Origin of the sequence: Chitinolyticbacter albus (assembly GCF_024437655.1) — a bacterium.
Classification (GTDB): domain Bacteria; phylum Pseudomonadota; class Gammaproteobacteria; order Burkholderiales; family Chitinibacteraceae; genus Chitinolyticbacter; species Chitinolyticbacter albus.
This window is the reverse complement of the sequence record NZ_JANBVF010000010.1, coordinates 72,979-96,268: the sequence shown is the minus strand read 5'-3', so window position 1 is coordinate 96,268 and position 23,290 is coordinate 72,979. Positions and strand designations below refer to the sequence as shown.

Annotated in this window: 22 protein-coding genes; 17 read left to right on the top strand and 5 right to left on the bottom strand. The window is 65.4% G+C overall.

The features are described 5' to 3' along the window. Positions 1 to 25 precede the first annotated feature (25 nt). From sfnG to NLI84_RS08190, 7 genes are all read left to right on the top strand, one after another. Positions 26 to 1,114 (top strand): dimethylsulfone monooxygenase SfnG, encoded by a 1,089-nt coding sequence (sfnG, locus tag NLI84_RS08220; RefSeq protein WP_255989509.1) that lies wholly within the window; start codon positions 26 to 28, stop codon positions 1,112 to 1,114. 5 nt (positions 1,115 to 1,119) lie between these two features. After that, positions 1,120 to 2,265 (top strand): AMP-binding protein, encoded by a 1,146-nt coding sequence (locus NLI84_RS08215; RefSeq protein ID WP_255989507.1) that lies wholly within the window; start codon positions 1,120 to 1,122, stop codon positions 2,263 to 2,265. Between the two features lie 13 nt (positions 2,266 to 2,278). Beyond that, positions 2,279 to 3,058, top strand: a complete 780-nt coding sequence (locus tag NLI84_RS08210; RefSeq protein WP_255989506.1) for an ABC transporter ATP-binding protein — start codon at positions 2,279 to 2,281, stop codon at positions 3,056 to 3,058. A gap of 184 nt (positions 3,059 to 3,242) precedes the next feature. Further along, on the top strand, positions 3,243 to 4,124 hold the full coding sequence (locus NLI84_RS08205) for a branched-chain amino acid ABC transporter permease (protein WP_255989504.1): 882 nt from the start codon (positions 3,243 to 3,245) through the stop codon (positions 4,122 to 4,124). Between the two features lie 30 nt (positions 4,125 to 4,154). After that, positions 4,155 to 5,222 (top strand): branched-chain amino acid ABC transporter permease, encoded by a 1,068-nt coding sequence (locus tag NLI84_RS08200; RefSeq protein WP_255989503.1) that lies wholly within the window; start codon positions 4,155 to 4,157, stop codon positions 5,220 to 5,222. Between the two features lie 81 nt (positions 5,223 to 5,303). Next, on the top strand, positions 5,304 to 6,626 hold the full coding sequence (locus tag NLI84_RS08195) for an ABC transporter substrate-binding protein (RefSeq protein WP_255989501.1): 1,323 nt from the start codon (positions 5,304 to 5,306) through the stop codon (positions 6,624 to 6,626). Between the two features lie 116 nt (positions 6,627 to 6,742). After that, complete coding sequence (locus tag NLI84_RS08190; protein ID WP_255989500.1) at positions 6,743 to 7,489, top strand: ABC transporter ATP-binding protein; 747 nt, start codon at positions 6,743 to 6,745, stop codon at positions 7,487 to 7,489. Positions 7,490 to 7,523: 34 nt separating this feature from the next. Here NLI84_RS08190 and ribB read toward each other — a convergent pair whose 3' ends face one another. Genes ribB through ssuD form a run of 3 tightly spaced genes read right to left on the bottom strand, consistent with a single transcriptional unit; the run spans position 7,524 to position 10,527 of the window. Then, a complete protein-coding gene (ribB, locus tag NLI84_RS08185) occupies positions 7,524 to 8,174 on the bottom strand; it encodes a 3,4-dihydroxy-2-butanone-4-phosphate synthase (RefSeq protein ID WP_255989499.1) in 651 nt (216 codons plus the stop codon). A 14-nt stretch (positions 8,175 to 8,188) separates the two neighbouring features. Next, positions 8,189 to 9,382, bottom strand: a complete 1,194-nt coding sequence (locus NLI84_RS08180) for an acyl-CoA dehydrogenase family protein (RefSeq protein WP_255989498.1) — start codon at positions 9,380 to 9,382, stop codon at positions 8,189 to 8,191. Next, positions 9,382 to 10,527 (bottom strand): FMNH2-dependent alkanesulfonate monooxygenase, encoded by a 1,146-nt coding sequence (gene ssuD, locus NLI84_RS08175; RefSeq protein WP_255989496.1) that lies wholly within the window; start codon positions 10,525 to 10,527, stop codon positions 9,382 to 9,384. Before ssuD ends, NLI84_RS08180 begins: the two co-directional genes overlap by 1 nt. 384 nt (positions 10,528 to 10,911) lie before the next feature. On the opposite strand from ssuD, the gene NLI84_RS08170 reads away from it, so the two are divergent. The 10 genes from NLI84_RS08170 to NLI84_RS08125 all read left to right on the top strand — a co-directional run bounded on the left by NLI84_RS08170 (position 10,912) and on the right by NLI84_RS08125 (position 20,486). Continuing rightward, the gene (locus tag NLI84_RS08170; protein ID WP_255989493.1) at positions 10,912 to 12,120 is read left to right on the top strand and encodes an acyl-CoA dehydrogenase family protein; all 1,209 of its coding nucleotides are present in this window, start codon (positions 10,912 to 10,914) and stop codon (positions 12,118 to 12,120) included. Beyond that, entirely contained in the window at positions 12,117 to 13,202 is a 1,086-nt protein-coding gene (locus NLI84_RS08165; protein ID WP_255989492.1) for a sigma-54 interaction domain-containing protein, read from the top strand. Before NLI84_RS08170 ends, NLI84_RS08165 begins: the two co-directional genes overlap by 4 nt. A gap of 132 nt (positions 13,203 to 13,334) precedes the next feature. Then, positions 13,335 to 13,817 carry a rhodanese-like domain-containing protein gene (locus tag NLI84_RS08160; protein WP_255989490.1) on the top strand — a complete coding sequence of 161 codons (483 nt, stop codon included), beginning with the start codon at positions 13,335 to 13,337 and terminating at the stop codon, positions 13,815 to 13,817. Between the two features lie 20 nt (positions 13,818 to 13,837). Continuing rightward, positions 13,838 to 14,776, top strand: coding sequence for a serine O-acetyltransferase EpsC (gene epsC / locus NLI84_RS08155; protein WP_255989488.1), 939 nt, complete (start codon positions 13,838 to 13,840; stop codon positions 14,774 to 14,776). Then, complete coding sequence (locus tag NLI84_RS08150) at positions 14,773 to 15,000, top strand: helix-turn-helix domain-containing protein (protein WP_255989487.1); 228 nt, start codon at positions 14,773 to 14,775, stop codon at positions 14,998 to 15,000. Before epsC ends, NLI84_RS08150 begins: the two co-directional genes overlap by 4 nt. 234 nt (positions 15,001 to 15,234) lie before the next feature. Continuing rightward, the gene (locus NLI84_RS08145) at positions 15,235 to 16,161 is read left to right on the top strand and encodes a family 2A encapsulin nanocompartment shell protein (RefSeq protein ID WP_255989486.1); all 927 of its coding nucleotides are present in this window, start codon (positions 15,235 to 15,237) and stop codon (positions 16,159 to 16,161) included. After that, the gene (locus NLI84_RS08140; RefSeq protein ID WP_255989484.1) at positions 16,136 to 17,905 is read left to right on the top strand and encodes a family 2A encapsulin nanocompartment cargo protein cysteine desulfurase; all 1,770 of its coding nucleotides are present in this window, start codon (positions 16,136 to 16,138) and stop codon (positions 17,903 to 17,905) included. The genes NLI84_RS08145 and NLI84_RS08140 overlap by 26 nt, the downstream gene beginning before the upstream one ends. 184 nt (positions 17,906 to 18,089) lie before the next feature. After that, positions 18,090 to 19,028, top strand: coding sequence for a TauD/TfdA dioxygenase family protein (locus tag NLI84_RS08135; RefSeq protein ID WP_255989483.1), 939 nt, complete (start codon positions 18,090 to 18,092; stop codon positions 19,026 to 19,028). After that, positions 19,028 to 19,732: an HAD family hydrolase gene (locus NLI84_RS08130; protein WP_255989482.1), complete on the top strand. Its 705-nt coding sequence runs from the start codon at positions 19,028 to 19,030 to the stop codon at positions 19,730 to 19,732. Before NLI84_RS08135 ends, NLI84_RS08130 begins: the two co-directional genes overlap by 1 nt. Beyond that, entirely contained in the window at positions 19,725 to 20,486 is a 762-nt protein-coding gene (locus NLI84_RS08125; protein WP_255989481.1) for an SDR family NAD(P)-dependent oxidoreductase, read from the top strand. The genes NLI84_RS08130 and NLI84_RS08125 overlap by 8 nt, the downstream gene beginning before the upstream one ends. A 343-nt stretch (positions 20,487 to 20,829) precedes the next feature. Here NLI84_RS08125 and NLI84_RS08120 read toward each other — a convergent pair whose 3' ends face one another. Then, on the bottom strand, positions 20,830 to 21,249 hold the full coding sequence (locus tag NLI84_RS08120) for a hypothetical protein (protein ID WP_255989479.1): 420 nt from the start codon (positions 21,247 to 21,249) through the stop codon (positions 20,830 to 20,832). Between the two features lie 135 nt (positions 21,250 to 21,384). After that, positions 21,385 to 22,980 (bottom strand): hypothetical protein, encoded by a 1,596-nt coding sequence (locus tag NLI84_RS08115; protein WP_255989478.1) that lies wholly within the window; start codon positions 22,978 to 22,980, stop codon positions 21,385 to 21,387. Positions 22,981 to 23,290 lie beyond the last annotated feature (310 nt).

Genomic DNA, 23,290 nt, shown 5'->3' with positions numbered 1-23,290 from the left:
GCCTTCCACACACAGGAATCACCCCATGAGCCAGATCAAGTTCGCCTACTGGGTACCCAACGTCAGCGGCGGCCTCGTCGTCAGCAAGATCGAGCAGCGCACCGGCTGGGATATCGACTACAACCGCAAGCTCGCGCAACTGGCCGAAGCCAACGGCTTTGACTATGCGCTGAGCCAGATTCGCTTCACCGCCGGCTACGGCGCCGAGTTCCAGCACGAGCCCGTGGCGTTCTCGCACGCGCTGCTCGCCGCCACCACCACGCTCAAGGTGATCGCCGCCCTCTTGCCCGGCCCGTGGAACCCGGCCGTTGCCGCCAAGCAGATCGCCACCATCGACCAGCTCAGCGGCGGCCGCGTTGCGGTCAATATCGTTTCGGGCTGGTTCAAGGGCGAATTCCAGGCCATTGGCGAGCCGTGGCTTGAGCACGACGAGCGCTATCGCCGCTCGGAGGAATTCATCCGCGCGCTCAAGGGCATCTGGACCAGCGACAACTTCAGCTTCCGCGGCGACTTCTATCGCTTCACCGATTACACGCTCAAGCCCAAGCCGCTGCAGCAGCCGCACCCGGAAATCTTCCAGGGTGGCAGCTCGCGCGCCGCGCGCGACATGGCTGCACGCGTTTCCGACTGGTATTTCACCAACGGCAATACCGTCGAGGGCATCAAGGCGCAGATCGACGACATCCGCGCCAAAGCTGCAGCCAACAACCACAAGGTGAAGATCGGCGTGAACGCCTTCGTCATCGCTCGCGAAACCGAAGAGGAAGCGCGCGCGGTGCTGGCCGAGATCATCGAAAAGGCCGATCCGGAAGCCGTGAACGCCTTTGGCGACGCTGTAAAGCAGGCCGGCAAGGCCAGCCCCGAGGGCGAAGGCAACTGGGCCAAGTCCACTTTCGAGGATCTCGTGCAGTACAACGACGGCTTCAAGACCAATCTGATCGGCACGCCGCGTCAGATCGCCGAGCGCATCGTCGCACTGAAGGCGGTGGGCGTGGACCTGATCCTCACGGGCTTCCTGCACTACCACGAGGAAGTGGTCTACTTCGGCCAGAAGGTGCTGCCGCTGGTGCGCGAGCTGGAAGCGCAGCAGGTGGCGGAAGCCGTGGCGGCCTGACCCGCATGCGCCATACCGCCCCCACCACCCTGCCAGAGCAATTGCTCGTCCAGACGCGGCAACGCGGTGGCGAGATCGCCCTGCGCCACAAGCGGCTCGGCATCTGGCAGGCCCGCCGCTGGCGCGAACTGGCCGATGAAACGGCCCGCTTGGCGGGGGCGCTTGCCGCGGCCGGTTTCGGCGCAGGTGACGCGCTGGTGCTGCTGACGCAGCCGCGCCCGGAAGCGCTGCTGCTGTCGCTGGCCGCGCAATGGCTGGGCGGTGTGGCGGTGCCGCTGGACCCGGACCTGCCGGATGCCGCGCTGCAAGCGCTGCTGCAGCAACTCTCGCCGCACTACCTGTTCGTCGAGGACGAGGCGCAGTGGCGGCGAGTGGCCAGCGACGGCCAGCGGCTGGCCATCTACGGCGATGCACGGGGCCTCAATGGCATCGCGGGCTGGACCGCGTACACGGCACTCGGGGGCGGCCCCGCCCCGGCCGAACCACAGGCGCGCCCGACACAGCCGGCCTTTGCCTTCTACCGGGTGCAGGCGGATAGCGCCATCGAGCGCCAAGCCATCAGCCATGCCGAGCTATTGCAGGAAGGCCTGCGCCTCGTCAGCGCGGAAGGATTGACCCAGCATGAGGAAGCGCTGGCGGCCCGCGCGTTCGCCGCAGGCGGCCAGGCGCGCTACCTGCTCGCGCCCTGGTTACTGGCGGGGTTCCGCCTCAATTTCCCGGAAAGCACCGCCACGCGTGATCAGGATCGGCACGAGCTCGGCCCGACCTTGGTCGCCAGTACCCGCGAAACCTGGGGGCGGCTCGCCGATCAGGTGCAGCAGCGCCTGCCCCTGCCCGGCTCGCTGCGCCGCTGGCTGGTCGATGCCGCACTTGCGCCACCGCGCAGCTGGCATGGCCGGCTCTGGCACGGCATAGCCGGGCATTGGCTGGTACGCCGGCCGCTGCGTGACGTGCTGGGCCTCACCCGCACGCGGGTGCCGCTGCTGGTGGGCGAACCGCTGACAGAGCCGGCTGCCCGCCTGCTGGCGCAACTCGGCGTGGCGGTACGCGGCTGGCCGGACCCGGCGCAATGGCAGAGTGCAACGGACCCGGCAGTTCATGTCACCGGCTGGCAGGCGCCGGATTTCGGCGCGCTGCCGCAGCCCGGTTGAGAGATCAAACAAGATGACCGAGATTTCATCCCCACTGCTGCGCCTGGAAGGCATTTCGCTCTCGTTCAAGGGCGTGAAGGCGATCAGCGACATCAGCTTCGATGTGGCGCGTGGCCGCATCACCGCACTGATCGGCCCCAACGGTGCCGGCAAGAGCTCGCTGCTCAACGTGATCAACGGCGTGTATCGCCCGCAGGCCGGGCGCATCGTGTTCGACGGCGAAGTGCGCCAGCGCATGAACCCGCATCGCGCGGCGGTGCGCGGCATTGCCCGCACCTTCCAGAACATCGCCCTGTTCAAGGGCATGAGCGTGCTCGACAACGTGCTGACCGGCCGCAACCTCAAGCGCCGCAGCAGCTGGCTGGAGCAGGCGCTGCGCATCGGCCGCGCCCCAGCCGAGGACGATGCACAGCGTCGGCGCGCCGAAGAGGTGATCGCCTTCCTGCACCTGCAGCCATGGCGCCATACGCTGGTGAGTAAGCTGCCCTATGGCCTGCAAAAGCGCGTCGAACTGGCACGGGCCTTGGCGGCCGAGCCCAAGCTGCTGCTGCTCGACGAGCCCATGGCCGGGATGAACGCCGAGGAGAAACGCGAAATGAGCCGCTTCATTGCCGACGTCAACCGCGAGTTCGATACCACCGTGGTGCTGATCGAGCACGACATCGGCGTGGTGATGAATCTGTCCGATCACGTGGTGGTGCTCGACTACGGCCGCAAGATCGGCGACGGCCCGCCTGACGAGGTACGCCGCAACCCCGAGGTGATAGCCGCCTACCTCGGCACGCGCCACTAAGAGCCACTAACAAAACCCTCCTGGCTGCGTCGCGCTCACTTGCCGTACTGCTTGTACTGCCTGCGTTTCGCACTTCTTGCCAGGACCGCTTCGCTGGGTTTTGTTAGCGGCTCCAACTTAGCCGGTTTCACCCACACCGACCGCGTAACGCGGCCGGCAGGGCCCGGCTTGCCAGGAGCAACGCATGGATTTCTTTTTCGAAGTACTGACCGGCGGCCTGTTGGCCGGCGTGATGTACTCGCTTATCGCAATCGGCTTCGTGCTGATCTACAAGGCATCGGGCGTGTTCAATTTCGCCCAGGGCGCGATGGTGCTGTTCGCAGCGCTCACCTTCGTCAGCCTGGTCGAGCGCGGCGTGCCGTTCTGGGGCGCTTTCGCGTTGACGCTGGCCGCCATAGTGGCGCTGGCGCTCTTGATCGAGCGCGCAGTGCTGCGCCCGCTGGTGAATCGCTCGCCGATCACCCTCTTTATGGCCACGCTGGGCCTCTCCTACGTGATCGAAGGCGCGGCGCAGGCGCTGTGGGGTGCGCAGGTGCATGGGCTGGATCTCGGCATCGCCGACGAGCCGCTGGAGTTGGGCGGCATGCTGCTGTCGCAGTTCGACCTCTTTGCCGCCGGCACCGCCGCGCTGCTGGTGGCCCTGCTTTCTTTCTTGTTCAACCGCACCCGGCTCGGCCTGTCGCTGCGTGCCGTAGCCGACGATGCGCTCGGCGCGCTCGCCATCGGCATCCGCCTGCCGCGTATCTGGGCCGTGGTCTGGGCGGTGGCCGGTTTCGTCGGCCTGGTCGCGGGCCTGTTGTGGGGCGCCCGGCTGGGCGTGCAGTTCTCGCTGTCGCTGGTGGTGCTCAAAGCCTTGCCGGTGCTGATCATCGGCGGCTTCACTTCCATGACTGGCGCCATCGTCGGCGGGCTCATCGTCGGCGCCGGCGAAAAACTGGCCGAGGTCTATCTCGGGCCACTGGTGGGCGGCGGTATCGAGAACTGGTTCCCCTACGCGCTGGCACTGCTGTTCCTGCTGGTGCGCCCTGCCGGCCTCTTTGGCGAGCGCGCCATAGAACGGGTTTGACCCAACCAGACCAAGACATCGGAGCCAACCATGTTCTACACCGAAGCCGGCCAGTTCAGCAGCCACTACCGCACCGATCGCCGCCTGTTCCGTTTGCGGCAGGATCGTTATTCCCTCTACGCGCTGCTGCTGTTCGCGTTTGCCGTCGTCCCCTTCATCGGTTCGGACTACTGGCTGAACGCCATCCTCACCCCCTTCCTGGTGCTGTCGCTCGCCGGATTGGGGCTCAACCTGCTCACCGGCTACGCCGGGCAGCTCTCGCTGGGTTCGGCCGCCTTCATGGCCGTCGGCGCCTTCGCCACCTACAACCTGGAGCTGCGTGTGCCGGGCCTGCCGCTGCTCGGCAGCATCGTGCTCGGCGGCGTGTTCGCCGCGGCCGCCTCGGTGCTGTTCGGCCTGCCCAGCCTGCGCATCAAGGGTTTCTACCTGCTGGTGTCGACGCTGGCCGCGCAGTTCTTCGTGCAGTGGCTGTTCACCAAGGTGGGCTGGTTCTCCAACGACAACGCCTCCGGCGTGATCACTGCGCCACCGCTGGTGATTGCTGGCCACGATCTCTCCAACCCTGCCGGACGCTACCTGCTGACGCTGGGCTTCGTTGTCGCGCTCACGCTGCTGGCGCGCAACGTGGTGAAGAGCGAGCTCGGTCGCAACTGGATGGCCGTACGCGACATGGATACCGCTGCCGCCGTGATCGGCATCCCCCTGGCGCGCACCAAGCTGCTGGCGTTTGCCCTGAGCGGCTTCATCCTCGGCGTCGCGGGGGCGCTGTGGGCGTTCACTTATCTGGGCACCGTGGAGCCGCATGGGTTCGATCTCAGCCGCTCGTTCCAGGTGCTGTTCATCATCATCATCGGTGGCCTTGGCAGCATCGCCGGCAACTTTCTTGGCGCGGCCTTCATCGTGCTGCTGCCCATAGCCCTGTCTCTGGCCTCGGGCTTCATGCCCGCCGGCGTGATCGACGCGGGGCAGCTGGAGAACCTGCAGAAGATCGTGTTTGGCCTCCTCATCATCGGTTTTCTGATCAAGGAGCCCGAAGGCCTCGCCCGGCTCTGGCAACAGCTGCGAGAGCGGGCCCGCGTCTGGCCTTTGCGTTACTGAATGCGGTTACCCAACCCGAACCATTTCCCCCCAAGCATCAGCCGCGCCACAGCGGCAACCTCAACCACAGGGAGTATCACCATGAAGCAAACAACCTTCCGCCGCCTTGCGGCACTACTCGCCGCGGGCCTTCTGGCCAGCGGTGCCCACGCTGCCAACGAGCAGTATTTTCCGCTGCAAAGCTACCGCGTCGGCCCCTATGCCGCCGGCGGTACCGGCTTTTTCGGCGGTTTCATCGACTATCTGCAATACATCAACGCCAAGGGCGGGGTGAATGGCGTGAAGCTCACCTGGAGTGAGTGCGAGACCGAATACGTGGTCGAGAAAGGCGTCGAGTGCTATGAGCGGCTGAAGAAAGGCCTGAACGGCGCGCCATCGGCCGCCACCAACCCGCTGTCGGTGGGCATTGCCTACGCCACGCTCGATCGCTCCACCTCCGACAAGCTGCCGCTGATCACCATCAACCACGGCCGCACCGATTCCACCGACGGCAGCGTCTTCCCCTACGCATTCCCGCTGCAGCTCAACCCGCATTCCGAAGTCTCGGCGATCGTGAACTACATCGGCCAGAAATCGGGGGGCCTGGACAAGCTCAAGGGCAAGAAGATCGTCACGCTGTATCACGGCTCGCCCTACGGCAAGGAAACCAACCCGATCCTGGAACTCTTGGCCAAGAAATACGGTTTCGAGCTCACGCTGATCGAAGTGCCGCATCCGGGCAACGAGCAGCAATCGCAGTGGCTCAACATCCGCCGCAGCAAGCCCGATTGGGTGATTTTGCGCGGCTGGGGCGTGATGAACCCTGTGGCGCTCAAGACCGCCAAGAAGACTGGCTTCCCGGTCGATCACATCATCGGCAACATCTGGAGCAATTCCGAGGATGACGCCGCCCCCGCCGGCGACGCCGCCAAGGGCTACATCTCGATCACCACGCACCCGTCGGGCACGCAGTTCCCGGTGCTGCAGGACATCAAAAAGACGGTGGTCGACGCCGGCAAGGGCAACCTCGCCGATCCCAAGCGCTTTGGCAACGTCTACTACAACCTCGGCGTGGTCAACGGCATCCTCAACGTCGAGGCGGTGCGCCTGGCGCAGCAGAAGTTCGGCAAGAAGCCGCTCACCGGCGAGCAAGTGCGCTGGGGCTTCGAGCATCTGAACCTCGACGACAAGCGCCTGAAGGAGCTCGGCGCCTACGGCCTGGTGCAACCGCTGAAGCTCTCTTGCGCCGATCACGAAGGCGGCGGCGCGGTGCGTTTCCAGCAATGGGACGGCACCAAGTGGAACGTGGTCTCGGATTGGGTGCAGGCCGATCGCAAGCTGCTGCGCCCTATCATCGAGGAATCGTCGCACAAGTACGCCAAGGAGAAGGGCATCACCCCGCGCGATTGCAGCAAGGAGAGCTGAGCATCGGCTGATCGTTCTTTCCGGCAGCAAGGCGCCGGAAAAGATCGAAATCAAATGCTTGAGTTGTCCACGGCGGGTCGCGACACGGCCCGCCTTTTTCACCCCTGGAGCAAGACATGCCCCTGCTCGAACTGGAACAGATCGAAGTCATCTACGAGAACGTGATCCTCGCCGTGCGCGGCGTGTCGCTCTCGGTGGAGCAAGGCCAAATCGTGGCGCTGCTCGGTGCCAACGGCGCCGGCAAGAGCACCACGCTCAAGGCCATCTCTGGCCTGGTGCGCGCTGAGCGCGGCGAGGTGGTACGCGGCCGGGTGCGCCTCGCCGGCGAGGACATCACCGGTGCCGATCCGGCTAGGCTCGCCGCCGCTGGCCTCGTGCAGGTGCTCGAAGGCCGTCATTGTTTCGGCCACCTCACGGTCGAGGACAATCTGAGGACTGGCGCCTTCCTGCGGCGGCCGTCGCGTGGCGAGCTCTCGGCCGATCTCGAGCGCATCTATCAGCACTTTCCGCGGCTCAATACGCGCCGGCGCAGTCTGGCGGGCTACACCTCGGGCGGCGAGCAGCAGATGATCGCCATCGGCCGCGCGCTGATGGCCAAGCCGCGCCTGGTGCTGCTGGACGAACCATCGATGGGGTTGGCGCCGCAGATCGTCGAGGAAATCTTCGAGATCGTGCACGCGCTCAACCGCGACGAGGGCGTGAGCTTTCTGCTCGCCGAGCAAAACGCTGCCGTCGCGCTGCGCTATGCCGACTACGGCTACGTGCTGGAAAACGGCGTGATCGCGGCGCACGACAGCGCTGAGGCACTGGCCGCACATCAGGATCTGCACGCCTTCTACCTCGGCAGCGCCCAGGCCGCATAAAAAAACCGGGCGGCCTTTCGGCCGCCCGTTCCCATCAGGCCGCGGCCTGCAATACCCCTGTGTCTGACGCCTGCAATCGCAGCCGGTACGCCACGAGCGCCGCGATGCTGACGATGGGCAGGCCATGCCGCTTCGCGAAGCGGAACAGCGCCGGCCGGCGCGTCATGCTGCCGTCTTCATCGACAATCTCGCAGAGCACGCCGGCGGACGCACGCCCGGCCAACAGCGCCAGATCGAGCGCCGCCTCGGTGTGACCGCGACGCCGCACCACGCCGCCTTCGCGGTAACGCAGCGGGAACACATGGCCGGGGCGGGCGAAATCATCGGCGCCGATGCGAGGGTCGGCCAGCGCGCGCAGCGTGGCCGCCCGGTCGGCCGCGCTGATACCGGTGCTGGTGCCGTGGCGGTAATCGACGCTGACAGTGAACGCCGTACCGTGCGATTCGCTGTTCTCCACCACCATCAGCGGCAGGCGCAGCGCATCCAGCCGCTCGGGCGGCAAGGCCACGCACACCACGCCGCTGCTATGGCGCACCAGAAAGGCCATCTGCGCGGTGGTGATCGCATCGGCGGCGATGATGAGATCGCCCTCGTTCTCGCGATCGGTATCGTCGACCACCACCACGAAGCCGCCTGCGGCGATGGCGGCAATGGCGGTGTCGATGTCATCGAAACGCTCGTTCATGTCGGCCGCTCCGGTCATGAGTAGAACGACGGCTTAGGGTGGCGGGCATTGAGCCGCCAGTCGCCAAGCTCGCGCAGTTTGTAGTCAATGGGATCGTGCAGCGTGTGCACGCGCAGGTTGCGCCAGTAGCGATCGAAACGCAGCGCGGCGGTGGTGGCGCGCGCGCCGCACACTTCGAACATGCGGCTGGTGAGATCGAGACCCACGCGCCCGGCCGCCACCTTGGCCGTGGCTACCGCAACCGCCACTTCGCCACGCTCGGCCTCGGTGAGTGCCACATCGCGCGCCCAAGCGGCGTCGAACAGCGTGGCAGCGCGGTCGGTCAAGAGGCGCGCGCCTTCGAGGCCGACGTGGAATTCGCCGTAGTGCGCGAGGATGTAGAGATCCTCGCTCGCCGATTCGGCCGGCGAGGTATACCAACGCCGGGTCTGGGTGCGGGTGTAGTGCGTCGCCTCGGCGATGGCGCCTTCGGCCAGCCCCAGGTAGAGGTTGGCCAGCACCAGTTGCGCCAGCAGCGGACGCAGGCTGGCGAACGGTGTGGAGAGCGGGCCGGGATCGGACAGGATTTCGGCCTCCTCGACGCGCACCCCCTCGAAAGCAACGCTGCCGCTGTCAGTCTGGCGCTGGCCCATGTTGTCCCAATCCTGGAACACGGTGATGCCGCCGCGGCTGGTGGGCACGGCCGCGATCACCAGCTTGTCGGCACCGGGCTGGATGGCCGAGGCAATCAGCATGTCCGAATCGAGCGCGCCGGAGCAAAAGCTCTTGCGGCCGTTGAATTCGCGCCAGCCATCGTGCGGCGTGCTGACGGTGCGCTCGTCCAGTGGGTTGAGCGCATTGCCCCAGAACCAGCGCTGCCGCACAGTGGCCTCGAACCACGGTTGCCACTGCGCAGGCCGGCCGAACAAGCGGGTGGTGGCCAGCAGCAGGTGGTGGAAGGCGAACAAATGGGCGACCGAGCTATCGACCCGCGCGATCTCGCGGGCCACCGCCAGCGTCTCCTGCCAGCTGGCGCCATCGCCACCGTATGCTTCGGGCACCGACATCGCCAAGAGGCCGCTGGCGCGCAACAGATCGCGCTCGGCCTTGGGGCTGCCGCCGTCGCGATCACGCTGGGCGGCGGTGCGGGCAAAGCTGTCGCACAGCTCGCGCACGGTCAGCGCGCGGCGTTGCGCAGCATCGGGAACAGTAATCGGGGATACGGGCATCAAGCGGGCTCCTTCGCAACAACGGGCAGGATGTCGTTGGCGATCATTTCGCCGAACGGCCCCGTGAGGTTGGTCTGGCCGGCGACCTCGCGGTGCGCGATGGGCAACAGCGGGAACAGCAGTTCGGCCACCCGGTAGGCTTCTTCCAGGTGCGGGTAGCCCGAGAAGATGAAGGTCTCGATGCCGAGCTCGGCATATTCCTGCATCCGCGCCGCCACCTCCTCGGGGCTGCCGACGAGGGCGGTGCCCGCGCCGCCGCGCACCAGGCCGACGCCGGCCCACAGGTTGGGCGAGATTTCCAGCGCATCGCGCGAGCCGCCATGCAGCGCGGCCATGCGTTGCTGCCCCACCGAATCGAAGCGGGCAAAGGCCTGCTGCGCAGCGGCGATGGTGTCGTCGGTCACGTACTGGATCAGTTCCTCGGCGGCGCGCCAGGCCTCGGCACTCGTCTCGCGCACGATCACATGCAGCCGGATGCCGAATTTCACGGTGCGGCCAAGCTCAGCAGCGCGCTCGCGTACCGCGGCGATCTTCTGCGCCACGGCGGCCGGCGGCTCGCCCCAGGTGAGGTAGACATCGACCTGCTCGGCGGCCAGTTCCACGGCCGCGTCGGACGAGCCACCGAACCACAAGGGCGGGTATGGCCGCTGCACCGGCGGATACAGCGCCTTGGCGTTCTCGACGCGCAGGTGCTTGCCGCTGAAGTTCACCGTCTCGCCGGCGGCCACGCCGCGCCAGATGCGCAGGAATTCCTCCGTCACCTCGTAGCGCTCGGCATGGCTCAAAAAGCTGCCGTCGCCGTGCTGCTCGTCCGGGTCACCGCCGGTCACCACGTTGAGCAGCAGCCGCCCGCCGGAGAGCCGATCGAGCGTGGCCGCCATCCGTGCCGATACCGTCGGCGAGATGATGCCGGGGCGGATGGCGACCAGGAACTTGAGGCGCTCGGTCTGCGCGGCAAGCGACGAAGCCACCACCCAAGCATCCTCGCAGGACCGGCCGGTGGGTATCAGCACGCCCTCGAAGCCGAGTTCGTCCGCGGCCTGCGCCACTTGCCGCAGGTAAGCGTGATTGACCACGCGCGCACCCTGGCTCGTGCCGAGATAGCGGCTATCGCCGTGCGTGGGAAGAAACCAGAACAACTGCATGAAACACTCCTGAAGCGGGAATCAGGCGGCTATCCAGAGCAGGGAGCGTGCCAAGCCCGGCAGAACGGGCATTTGCAGGTAGCGGGACCGTGGCGCAGCTTCCAGCGTGCTGATACACCAGCAATCGCCTGCCGTTTCTGCTTCTCCAGCAGCAGACTTGGCCTGACTTGCGCTGCAATGCACTGGCCGCGCTGCGCGCCCAGCCCGCGCTCACTACGCGCAATGCGCGTATATCCACACATTCATTGGCTTATTGCTGATTTTTCACCAATTTCAGGCGCGCCAATGCTGCAACTGCCGCGGATTTCCTGACTACGCGGCATTGGCACGAAGCGTGCTCAAGCAGGTAGGTGCTGCCTGCGCAGCAATCATCGAGAAAACCCTTTGAACAGCCCGCACCTGCCGCCGTCCTACCTGCTCGATCCCGAGCGCACCCAGTCCGCCGAGGACATCGCCCGCCACTTGGCACTGGCCTTCGCCGCGACGGCGGCCGAGCGCGACCATCGTGGCGGTACGCCCAAGGCGGAGCGCGATGCGCTGCGCGCCAGCGGCCTGCTGCGCCTGGTCATTCCCAGCGAATTCGGCGGCGGTGGCAGCGATTGGCCAACCGTGATGCGTACGGTGCGCATCTTGGCGACCAGCGACAGCTCGGTGGCGCATGTCTATGCCTTTCACCACCTGATGCTGGCCACGGTGCGGCTGTTTTCCCGCCCCGAGCAGTGGCAGCCCTGGTATGAGCACACCGCCGCGCACGACTGGTTCTGGGGCAATGCGCTCAATCCGCTGGACGAGCGCACCATCGCGCGCCGCTTCAGTGGCTGGCGCGAGTTTTCCGGGCGCAAGAGCTTTTGCTCCGGCGCGCTCGACTCCGAGATGCTGATCGCCTCCGCGCTCGACCAGGAAACGCGCCAGTTGCTGGTCGCCGCCGTGCCGACGCTGCGCAGCGGCATTTCAGTGCATTCGGACTGGGACAACATTGGCCAGCGCCAGACCGACAGCGGAAGCGTCGATTTCGAGCGGGTGCGGGTGGAAGAACATGAAATCCTGGCCGACCCCGGCCCCCTGTCGACGCCGTTTTCCTGCCTGCGCCCACTGCTGGCGCAACTGATCCTGGCCAACATCTACCTCGGCATCGCCGAGGGCGCCTATGGCGACGCGCGGCACTACACGTTGAATGAGGCGCGTGCCTGGCACCGCGCCCAGGTCGATCAGCTGTGGCAGGACCCCTATGTGCTCAACCACTACGGCGAATTCTGGGCGGGTCTGGAAGGCGTGCGCTGCCTGATCGAGCGAGCGGCGGAGCACTTCGACGCCGCCTGGCAGCAAGACGAGGCGCTGAACGAGGCGGGCCGCGGCGAGGTGGCACTGGCCATTGCGGCGGCCAAGGTGGCCGCCACGCGCGTCGGCCTCGATGTGACCAGCCGCATGTTCGAGGTGACCGGTGCCCGCTCCACCCATGCCGGCCTGCGGCTCGATCGCCACTGGCGCAATTTGCGCACCCATACCCTGCACGACCCGGTCGACTACAAGCTGCGCGAACTGGGCGAATGGGCCTTGCTGCAACACTATCCGACACCGAGCTTCTACTCATGAATGCACGCTACCGCGACCACGACGGCGACGACGCGCCGCTGATCACCCTGCCGAACTCGCAGGCGCTGGCCACTTCGATCCGCGCCACCGCCCAGGTGTTCGACGATCCCAAATCGGTGGCGCTCTTGGGCCGGATCCGGCAGGTGGCGCCCAGCGAAGCCAATGTGCTGATCATCGGCGAGACCGGCACCGGCAAGGAGCTGATCGCCCGCCACGTGCACGCGCTCAGTCACCGCTCGAACGGGCCCTTCGTGGCAGTGAACTGCGGTGCGTTTTCCGAATCGCTGGTGGAAAGCGAACTGTTCGGCCACGAGAAAGGTGCTTTCACCGGCGCATTCTCGGCCAAGGCCGGCTGGTTCGAGGCGGCCAGCGGCGGCACGTTGTTTCTGGACGAGATCGGCGATCTGCCGATGAGCATCCAGGTGAAGCTGTTGCGCGTGCTGCAGGAGCGCGAAGTGGTGCGGCTGGGATCGCGCAAGGCGGTGCCGATCGATGTGCGCGTGATCGCCGCGACCAACGTGCGGCTGGAGGAAGCCGTGGCCGCCGGGCATTTCCGCGAGGATCTCTTTTACCGGCTGCGCGTGGTGAACCTGGAGCTCGCCGCGCTGCGCGAGAGGCCGGGCGACATCCTGCCGCTGGCGCGCTACTTCGTCGACGAATACCGGCGGCGCCTGGGTTACGGCAAGGTCAGCATCGCGGCCGATGCCGAGCACAAGCTGTTGCAACACCCGTGGCCTGGCAATATCCGCGAGCTGGAAAACGCCGTGCATCACGGCCTCCTGGTCTGCCGCAACCAGGTGCTGCGCAGCGACGATCTGCATTTGTCATCACTGCAGTTGCGACGCCCCAATGCCGCGCACAGTGCCCCGCTCGACGCGACTGCGCAGCTGGAGCAGGCGCTACTCGCGCTCTTTGAGGAAGATCGTGAGGCGCTGTTTGAACAGATCGAGGAAATGGTGATGCGCACCGCCTACCAACATTGCCACCGCAATCAGGTGCAGGCAGCCAAGCTGCTCGGCATCAGCCGCAATATCCTGCGGGCACGTCTGATCAAAAACGGCGAGATCGATGCCTTGCGCTGATAGCCTGGCCGCCATAGCAACAAAAAATTATTAAGACATAAATTCAAATTATTTTTTGAAATATAAACGACCCCATATAGTGGCCGCACGACCTCGTCGCCCCCCAAGACGAAACGCATAGGAAGTGCCGCCATGCCCCACACACTCCAGGACGTCGAGACCACGACGCCAGAACCCTCAGCACTACTCGAATCATCGCGCGCCGACGCGCGCGCCAACAATCTGGGCTACGCCGGCGGCATCAAGCCCGCTGATGCCTGGGCGCTGTTTTCCGCCGGTGCCGCCAAGCTGATCGATGTGCGCACCAGCGAAGAGCGCAAGTTCGTCGGCCATGTACCGGGCAGCGGCCACGTGGCGTGGCAGATCGGCGCAGCGCTGCAGCCCAATCCGCGCTTCACGCTGGAGCTGGGCAAGTTCGCCCGCAAGACCGACACCATTTTGCTGCTGTGCCGCAGCGGCAAGCGCTCGGCCGCCGCCGCCGAGGCGGCCAGCCGCGCCGGCTACACCAATGTGTTCAACGTGCTCGATGGCTTCGAAGGCGATCTCGACGCCGGGCAGCAGCGTGGCGCATCCAACGGCTGGCGCCATGCCGGCCTGCCCTGGGTGCAGGACTGACCCTACTCCGGAAATCGCACATGACCTTCACCCCTCCCATCCGCAGTGACCAGGACTGGTCCTGGGATCTGGACCAGGTGGTCACCGAGCTGCACGACGCACGCCGCCGCTGGCGGGCCAAGCATCAGCGCAGCTCCGCCTCGGGCGAGCGCGAATTCCCCTCGCGCGATGCTTTGCGCATCATCGTGCGCGACCTGTGCGGCGTGCTGTTCCCGATGCGACTGGGGCCGGTGGAGTTGCGCCAGCAGGACGAGGATTACTACGTCGGCTACACGCTGAACCAGTCGCTGAACGCGCTGCTCAAGCAGCTGCAGCTGGAACTGGGCCTGGTGCGTCCGCGCAACGCCGCAAGCGGCATCGCCGCCCAGGCGCAGGACATCGCCGGCCGCTTCGCCGCGGCCCTGCCCGCTCTGCGCGCGCTGATCGACACCGATATCGAAGCGGCCTACCGGGGCGACCCGGCCGCGCGCAGCGTCGACGAGGTGCTGCTGTGCTATCCGGGCGTGCACGCCATCATCCTGCACCGGCTTGCCCACGAGCTTTACCGGCTCGACGCGCCGCTGCTCGCGCGCATCATTGCCGAGATCGCGCATACCGAGACCGGCGTCGACATCCACCCGGGCGCGCAGATTGGCAGCGATTTCTTCATCGATCACGGCACCGGCGTGGTGATCGGCGAGACCGCCATCATTGGCCAGCGCGTGCGGCTCTACCAGGCGGTGACCCTTGGCGCCAAGCGCTTCGACTATGGCGATGATGGTTCGCTGCAGAAAGGCAACGCCCGCCATCCCATCGTCGAGGACGATGTGGTGATCTATGCCGGCGCCACCATCCTGGGTCGCATCACCATCGGCCAGGGCTCGGTCATCGGCGGCAATGTGTGGCTGACCCGCAGCGTGCAGGCCGGCAGCCATATCACCCAGGCCAACGCCGATACCCGCAGCGGAGTGCCCGCATGAATGCCGCCGCTCCGGTGCTCGGCCGCCAGTTCGGCCAGGTGATCCGCCGCTGGCGGCGCCAGCACCGTTGGTCGCAGGAGGCACTGGCCGAACGCGCCGATCTCAACCGCTCCTACTTGGGCGAAATCGAGCGTGGCGACGCCATGCCCTCGCTCGACACCGCGGCCAAGCTGGCCCGCGCACTCGGGGTCAAGCTCTCCGTGCTGATCGCGTTCTGCGAATAAACGCCGCCGCGGGCGACGCTAGTCTTCCTGTCTCGCAAGATCACGCGCTCCCCCTGTGCAGCTTCCGCCTGCGGCGGAGTCTTACGTCTAAAACAAAAAACAAACAGTTTGTCAGACTATTGAAATAAAAATTAGCCCACTTTGATGGCTATAGCATGTTGTGCCGTCATCCAGCTTTTTGGATATTTGCTTATAACTTTTCAGCTTTATTCCAACCACCCGCAGGAACCCACCATGACCGACCAAGACGTGCAACTGGCCCTGGGCGACAACGCCGCCCGCCAGTTAGCCAACGCCACCAAAACCGTAGCCCAGCTGTCGACGATTTCCCCACGCTGGCTGGTCCATCTACTGCAATGGCTGCCGGTCGAGGCCGGCATCTACCGGCTGAACCGGGTGAAGAACCCTACCGACGTGCGCGTCGGCTGCTCCCAGCGTGATGAGGCCGAACTGCCGCGCACCTTCGTCGATTACGACGAGGCGCCGCGCGAGCTGTTCCTGAACGCCGTCACCACCGTGCTCGATGTGCACACGCGCGTCTCGGATCTGTATTCCAGCCCGCACGACCAGATCAAGGAACAGCTGCGCCTGACGATCGAAACGATTAAGGAGCGCCAGGAATCCGAGCTGATCAACAACCCGGAATACGGTCTTCTGGCCAATGTGGCCGAATCGCAGCGCATTTCCACGCTGACGGGTGCACCGACGCCTGACGACATGGACGACCTGCTCACCCGCGTGTGGAAGGAACCGGGCTTCTTCCTCGCCCACCCGCTCGCCATTGCCGCCTTCGGCCGCGAGTGCACCCGCCGTGGCGTGCCGCCGCCCACCGTCAGCCTGTTCGGCGCGCAGTTCCTCACCTGGCGCGGCATTCCGCTGGTGCCGTCGGACAAGTTGCCCATCGTCGACGGCAAAACCAAGATCCTGCTGCTGCGCACCGGCGAGAAGCGCCAGGGCGTGGTCGGCCTGTTCCAGCCTGGCCTTGCCGGCGAACAGAGCCCCGGCCTGTCGGTGCGCTTCATGGGCATCAACCGCAATGCCATCGCGTCCTATCTGATTTCGCTGTATTGCTCGCTGGCCGTGCTCACCGACGATGCCCTGGCCGTGCTCGATGACGTGGAGATTGGCAAGTACCATGACTACCCAGACACCTACAAGTAATCTGCTGCTGCCCGCAGGGGCTGCGGCCGGCTTGCCGGGTGAAGGGGAGTTGTCCCGGCTGGCGAGCGAGCTGTTCGCGCTACTGCCGGGCCAGTCTGCGGCCACGCCAGCGCCGCAACGCGCCGCGCCGACGCTGGAACCGGCCAGTGCCAGCGCTCCAGTCGATGCCGGTCGTGCCGGCCAGCAAACGCTGGCCGTGCCGCAGGCGGCGGCCGCGCATCAGCCTGCGGTCGGTGGCGGCGCCCTGCCCGGCGCGCCGAGCACGCCGTATTACTTCCTCGGCGAAGCCGGCAGCGATCCGCTCGATGGCCTCGCCGCCCAGGCGCTGGGTGGCGATGCGCTGCGCGGCGGGCCGAACGGTCTGCCCGGCAACGACGCGCTGGCTGCGCTGGTGCTGGATATCGACTTCGGCCGACCCAGCACCACGCATGCACAGTTCGCACCGGCAGGCAGCTACTACTTCCTGACCCCCGATGGCTTGCAACGCGGCAGCGATGCCACCGCCCACCCGCAAGCGACACGGCCACCGTTCGATGTGAACGCGGTGCGGCGCGACTTTCCCATCCTGGCCGAGCGGGTCAATGGCAAGCCCTTGATCTGGCTGGACAATGCGGCAACCACGCAGAAGCCGCGCGCGGTGATCGAGCGCCTCTCAGAGTTCTACGAGCACGAGAACTCCAATATCCACCGTGCGGCACACGAGCTGGCCGCCCGTGCCACCGATGCCTACGAGGATGCACGGCAGACGGTTGCCCGCTTCATCGGCGCCCGCTCGCCCGAGGAGATCATCTTCGTGCGCGGCGCCACCGAGGCGATCAACCTGGTGGCGCAGACCTTCGGCAAGCAGCAGATCGGTGCCGGCGACGAGATCATCGTCTCGCACCTGGAACACCACGCCAACATCGTGCCCTGGCAACAGCTAGCGGCCGAGAAAGGCGCGAAGATCCGCGTGATTCCGGTCGACGACGACGGCCAGTTGCGGCTGGATGAATACCAGAAGCTCCTGAGCAGCCGTACCAAGCTCGTCGCGGTGACGCATGTGTCGAACGCGCTGGGCACGGTGACGCCGATCCAAGAGATCATCCAGCTTGCCCACGCGGCAGGCGCCAGGGTGCTGATCGATGGCGCGCAATCGGTGTCGCACCTGCGGGTGAACGTGGCCGCGCTCGATGCCGACTTCTTCGTGTTCTCCGGCCACAAGGTGTTCGCGCCGACCGGCATCGGCGTGGTCTACGGCAAGGCCGAGCTGCTGGAGACGCTGCCACCCTGGCAAGGCGGCGGCAACATGATCGCCGACGTCACGTTCGAGAAGACGGTGTTCCAGCCGGCCCCCATGCGTTTCGAGGCCGGCACCGGCAACATCGCCGACGCGGTGGGGTTGGGCGCTGCGCTCAAGTATGTGGAGCGGCTGGGGCTCGACAACATCGCAGCCTACGAGCACGGCCTGCTCGAATACGCCACAACGGGCCTCAAGACCATACCCGGCCTGCGGCTGATCGGCACGGCGCGCGAGAAGACCAGTGTGCTCTCCTTCGTGTTGCCGGGTTACCGCACCGAGGAAGTCGGCCATGCGCTGAACGAGGAAGGCATCGCCGTACGCTCCGGCCACCATTGCGCGCAGCCCATCCTGCGCCGCTTCGGGCTGGAAGCCACCGTGCGGCCGTCGCTGGCGTTCTACAACACCTGCACCGAGATCGACACGCTGGTGAACGTAGTAAGCCGCTTGGCGCACGCACGGCGCTGATCGTTTTTTGCACGCACTTGAGGCCGGCCCTGCGCCGGCCTTTTTCTTGTCGCCAAAAGCAGCAGGCTGCACAACGGACTGCTGCTTTCGGCGCACTTGATGGCGCGCACACCAGCAATATCGCGGCTTGCCGGCTGGAACGAAGCTTGCTCAAAGCACAGTTCCAATTCGCCAGCCCGCCGCCATGCCCCTCCTGCAACGCAACCGCCTCGCCCTGCGCCCGCTCACCCCGGTGATCGGCGCCGAAGTCAGCGGCTTCGACCTGCGCCAGCCGCTCGATGCCGATACCGTCGCCGAACTTCAGGCCGCGATCAATCGCTGGAAAGTGCTGTTCTTTCGCGACCAGCCCATCAGCGACGAAGACCAATTGCGCCTGGGCCGCTACTTCGGCGCGTTGACGCCGGCCCACCCCATCGCCGATGGCCTCGAGGCCCATCCGGAGATCTGGGAGCGTCATGCCAGCGAGTACAAGAAGCACCGGCCGGACCTTGGCATCCCCACCAGCAAGCCGCCGCGCGACTACAAGGGTTGGCACATCGACATCACCTTCGTCGCCAACCCCAACAGCTATTCCATCCTGCGCGGCATCGAGATTCCCGCCTACGGCGGCGACACGTTGTGGAGCAATCTGGTTGCCGCCTACGACGGGCTCTCGCCACGCATCCAGTCGCTGATCGACGGCCTGCAGGCGGTACATCGCACCGGCAGCTACGACGCTGGCAGCGGCCCGCGCGTACGGCGCGATGGCAAACCGGCCGGCCCCTTCGCCGCGCTGCACCCGCTGGTGCGCGTCCATCCCCACACCGGCGAGAAGGTGCTGTTCGTCAACCCGGGCACCACCAGCCACATTGTTGGCCTGCGCGAGCGTGAAAGCCAGGTGCTGCTCGATCTGCTCGCCGAGGAAGTCACCCGGCCCGAATATCAGGTGCGCTTCCACTGGAGTCCGCATGCGCTGGTGATCTGGGACAACCAGGCCACCGCGCACGCCGGCCCCATCGACTATGCCCACTTCGACGCGCCGCGCACCGTGCGCCGCATCACCGTGGCGGGCGAGTTGCCGGTGGGCCCGGATGGATTTCGCTCGCAGCCGCTGGAAGGCGAACTCTTTGGCGTGATCAGCTGATGCCCATCGCCGCCGTCGTTTTCGATCTTGACGACACCTTGCACGACAAGTCGGCCACGCTGCGCCTGTTCGCGCTGCAGCAGTACGACCGCTATACGCTGCGCCAGCATGGCGTGAACGAGCGCGACTGGCTGGCACGCTACGTGGCGTTGCATACAGAGCTGCTGCCCAAGCCCGCGGTATTCCTTGCGCTGGGCCAGGGCTTCGGCCTGCCGCCCGAGCTCGTCGACGCGCTCGCCACCGATTTCGATCGCCGCCTCGGCCTTCATGCCGTGCCGTTTCCCGGCGCACGCGAGCTCGTTCACGAGGCCAGGGCCGCCGGCGCGCTGACAGCGCTCTTGAGCAACGGCCGCGATGCCTTCCAGCGCAGCAAGCTCGCCGGTCTCGGCTTGGTATGTGCCTTCGATGTGATCTTGACCTCGGGCGCCGCCGGCATCAAGAAGCCCGCCACGACGCTGTTCGAGACCTTGTTCTGCCAGCTGGCCGCCTTGCGCCCGGGCCTGCGCCCGGCCGAAGTGGCGATGGTGGGCGACAGCCTGGCGCACGACATCCTGCCGGCGCGCGCTCTGGGCTGGACCACGCTGTGGAAATCGCCGCACACCGACCCCCATGCCGATTTCAGCAGCCCGCAGCTGCTGCAGATCCGCCATCACCTGATTGCCCTGATCCGCACCACCACCCCACAGGAGTACCGCTATGGCTGACTATCAACTGCAAGGCAAACGCGCCATCGTCACTGGCGGCAGCCGCGGCATAGGCCGCGTGATTGCCCGCACGCTGGCGCAGGAAGGCGTCGACGTGGTGATCTCCGCGCGCGGCCGCGAGGCGCTGGAACGCACCGCCCAGGAGCTCGCCGCCGAGACCGGCCGCCGCATCGTTCCTATCGTGGCCGATACCACCAGCAAGGCCGAGGTCGACGCGCTGGTGGCGCGCACCGTCGAAGCACTCGGTGGCGTCGATATCCTCGTCAATGCCGCTGCCCTGCCCGGCGGCATCTCCACCGCCACCGGCGTCGCTGAAATCGTCGATGACGATGTGCTGCTCGATATCGACGTGAAGGTGGTCGGCTACCTGCGCACCGCGCGCGCGGTGGCGCCGCTGCTGGTCGAACAAGGCTGGGGCCGCATCATCAACGTGGGCGGCCTTGCCATCTACAAGACCGGCCGGCCGGTCGCCACGCTGCGCAACGTGGGCGTGGCCGCCATCACCAAGAACTTGGCGGACGAGCTCGGACCCAAGGGCGTCAACGTCGTCGCCGTGCACCCAGGTGCCACCCGCACCGAGCGCACCACCGCGGAAACCGAAGCATTTGGCGCCAAAAACAGCAGCCTGGGCCGGATCGTCGACGCCAGCGAAGTCGCAGCGGTGATCGCCTTCCTCGCTTCGCCGTTATCGGTCGCCATCAACGGCGATGCCATCCCGGTGGGCGGCGGCTTGCCTGGTGCCATCCATTACTGAAAGCCCACACCGTGGGAAGGGCAAGGAGCCGCCTTGGCTGACGTACTCGGCGGCTGCCTGTGTGGCGCCATCCGCTACCGCATTGCAGGGCCATAATGCCCTGCCAACGACTGCCATCGTGCCGACCGGGCGCCGGGTGATGGGTGATGGGCAGTGCATTCAACATCGGCGTGCGTGTGGAGGCCGGCAACTTAGTGTTGGGTGCCTGACAGCAGTGTCGCCAGGCGTCGCCATTGCGCAGCAGTGAGTGCGTATCGGGTAGGAATTCGCGCAATCCGGCATGCGAGGATTGCCCTCGGTGGCGGCTGAATTCAACATCAGATGGCGCCCGGCACGGACTCCGTCATAGTCGCATGATCGTCAACAGTCCACGCTCGAACGAACCATACCGTACGTGGAAAAAGTAATTGGCTCTCGGGCTAAACAGGAAAAAAATGAGGGCGAATAGAAAAACCATGCCCGGAAGCAGGATTGCCTTGATCGGCGATATCGCCAGGCCTATCAGCAATCCGATGATGCTTGCGATGACGCAAAGCTGTCTTGCCCAGTTGCGCCCTTTAAGCATGGCAACGCCCGAAACCATCATGAGCAACAAGCTTGCCGCAGTGATGGCGTACTGTACGGGCATCGGCATTGGGCTTCTTCGCATTTGCTCGATCAGTGCGGGGTCATTCATCGCCAATACGGTCGATGCTGCCAATATCGCTCCAAACGTGATGAGCGCCCAAGCAATGATGGTCACGGATAACGGTCGCCTATTCATTTCCATACTCCTGTCCAGGGGAACTGGCTGGCAAGAAGATCATCGCACTGTGCACAGCGTGTGCGATGCGCTTCTCACCAGCCTGTTAGAACCGTCTATCAATTCCGCACCCGCCCATCGGCGTTAGCGGCACGCCTAGTTGAAATAAACCGACAGCGGCCCGGCCCACAGGCTCGGCACGTCTTCAACCTTGGTGCCCGGCATCGGGTATGCCTGATACATGCGGGATTCACCGTTGTCCGTTCCCACGGTGGGAAACAACAGGTGCTGCGAATAATCCAGCTTCATCAATTCGACCGTGCCATTCGATTGCACGGTATAGCTTTGCCCCGCCGCCACGGTGATCGGGCTACCCAGCGTGCATTTACGGAACCCATAGCCCGGTGGCGTGATGCAGCTCGACTGCGCGCCGGTGGAGGTATTACGCAGCGTCAGCATGCCCACATTGGTGCCCGAGGCCGTAAAGCCGCCCACCTCGGTGAAGGTTCGCGCGTAGCGCGCGTTGGAAAAGGTTGCGGTACAACCCACACAATCAACGCTGTAGGCGTAATACGGCTGTCCGGCGAGGCGCGTGCCATTGCTCAAGCGGTAGCCGTATTGCGGCATCCGTGTTGCCGGGTGGGCCTGATCGTGGTCGTTCATATACGAGCGGTATTGGCCGTTGTTGGAGCCGTATTGCCAGGTATTGCCGTTGTCGGTGGACCAGGCCACATGCTCGCGCGGGTCGAGCGACAGCAGCGCGCCCGGCGCATTGGCGTTCAATTCGTTGCGTGCGTGCGGGCCCGCGAGGCTGGTGTCGGCCAACGGCATGTTGAATGAGAAGAAATTGGTAGCAGGGCTCGCGTGTGCGTTGCTCACGATCAAGCCATACATGGTGCCCGCTTGCAGCGTGGCTGGCGTGTTGACCCACACCAGCACCGGTTTTGCGCCGTTCACTTCACTCTTGGCCTGGTTGAAACGGGTGCAAGCATTGATGGTTTCGCTGGCTATCGTTGCACCGGGCAGGCCCGTTGCGGCATTGATCTGAACCAGGCTGGCTCGCAATTGGCCACCATCGCCGTCGCCATAGCCAGCAGCAGCCGGATCGTCGCAATCCGCGCCGCGTAATTTAAAGCCGAAGTAGAAGCGGTCGATGCTGATGGTGCTTGCCGGCACAAAGCGCAACAACGCTCGATACCCGGCGGCTTTCATGGGCGAATCGTTGACGTTTTCAATGCCAATTGGAATCGCCGCAGCTCGGCCACCGCTTACTGGCACTGCCGTTGGGGTGAGAATCGGTACCGGGGTCGCCGTCGGCTTCGGCGTTGGAACCGGGGTTACCGTCGGCTTGGGCGTCGGTACTGGTGTTATCGTCGGTTTGGGAGTCGGAAGCGGGGTCACCGTTGGCTTCGGTGTTGGAACGGGAATCGATGTGGGCTTGGGAGTGGGAACGGGTGCTCCGGTGGGCTTCGGCGTTGGTGTTGGCGTCGCGGCACCACACACATCGCCAGCCATCCAGGGTTGACCACTACCCGCACCACCATGGTTACTGGCTGGGTTTTGGCTCCGTGTCCAATATGCGGCGGTGTAATTGCGGCCGCCATAACTCGCGCTGTCGCCGCCCCAATAGACCTTGTTGTCATCCCACGCCGGCTTGCAGGCTACGGCCGCCGCGTTTGCGGGGGCATGGCTGATTGCCATGATTGCTGCAGCCAGAGCGATCATTCCGCCGCTTTGCTTGAGTTTGTTCATCACATCTCTCCGTCCATGATTTAATTGGCTTTCTAATCAAGAAAGCGCTTTCAGTTGTGTTGGCGATCATAGGCTTGCTGCTTCGTCGCGATAAAGCGGCGCCGACTATAGCGCAAGATCTGATGCCAAACGGTCGCATGTATTTGCGAAACGAGCCCGGCGATCGTGTTGAACCCGCTCAATGCTGTTCGAACTGATTCCCCCCGTGGCCTGTATTTGTCGACTGCTATCGCTGCGCACAAGCGGAGTAAATACTCCCCGTATCGGCGCGGAGCGCCTCGCACAGGCTACGCGCCGGATCGCTTGCCCC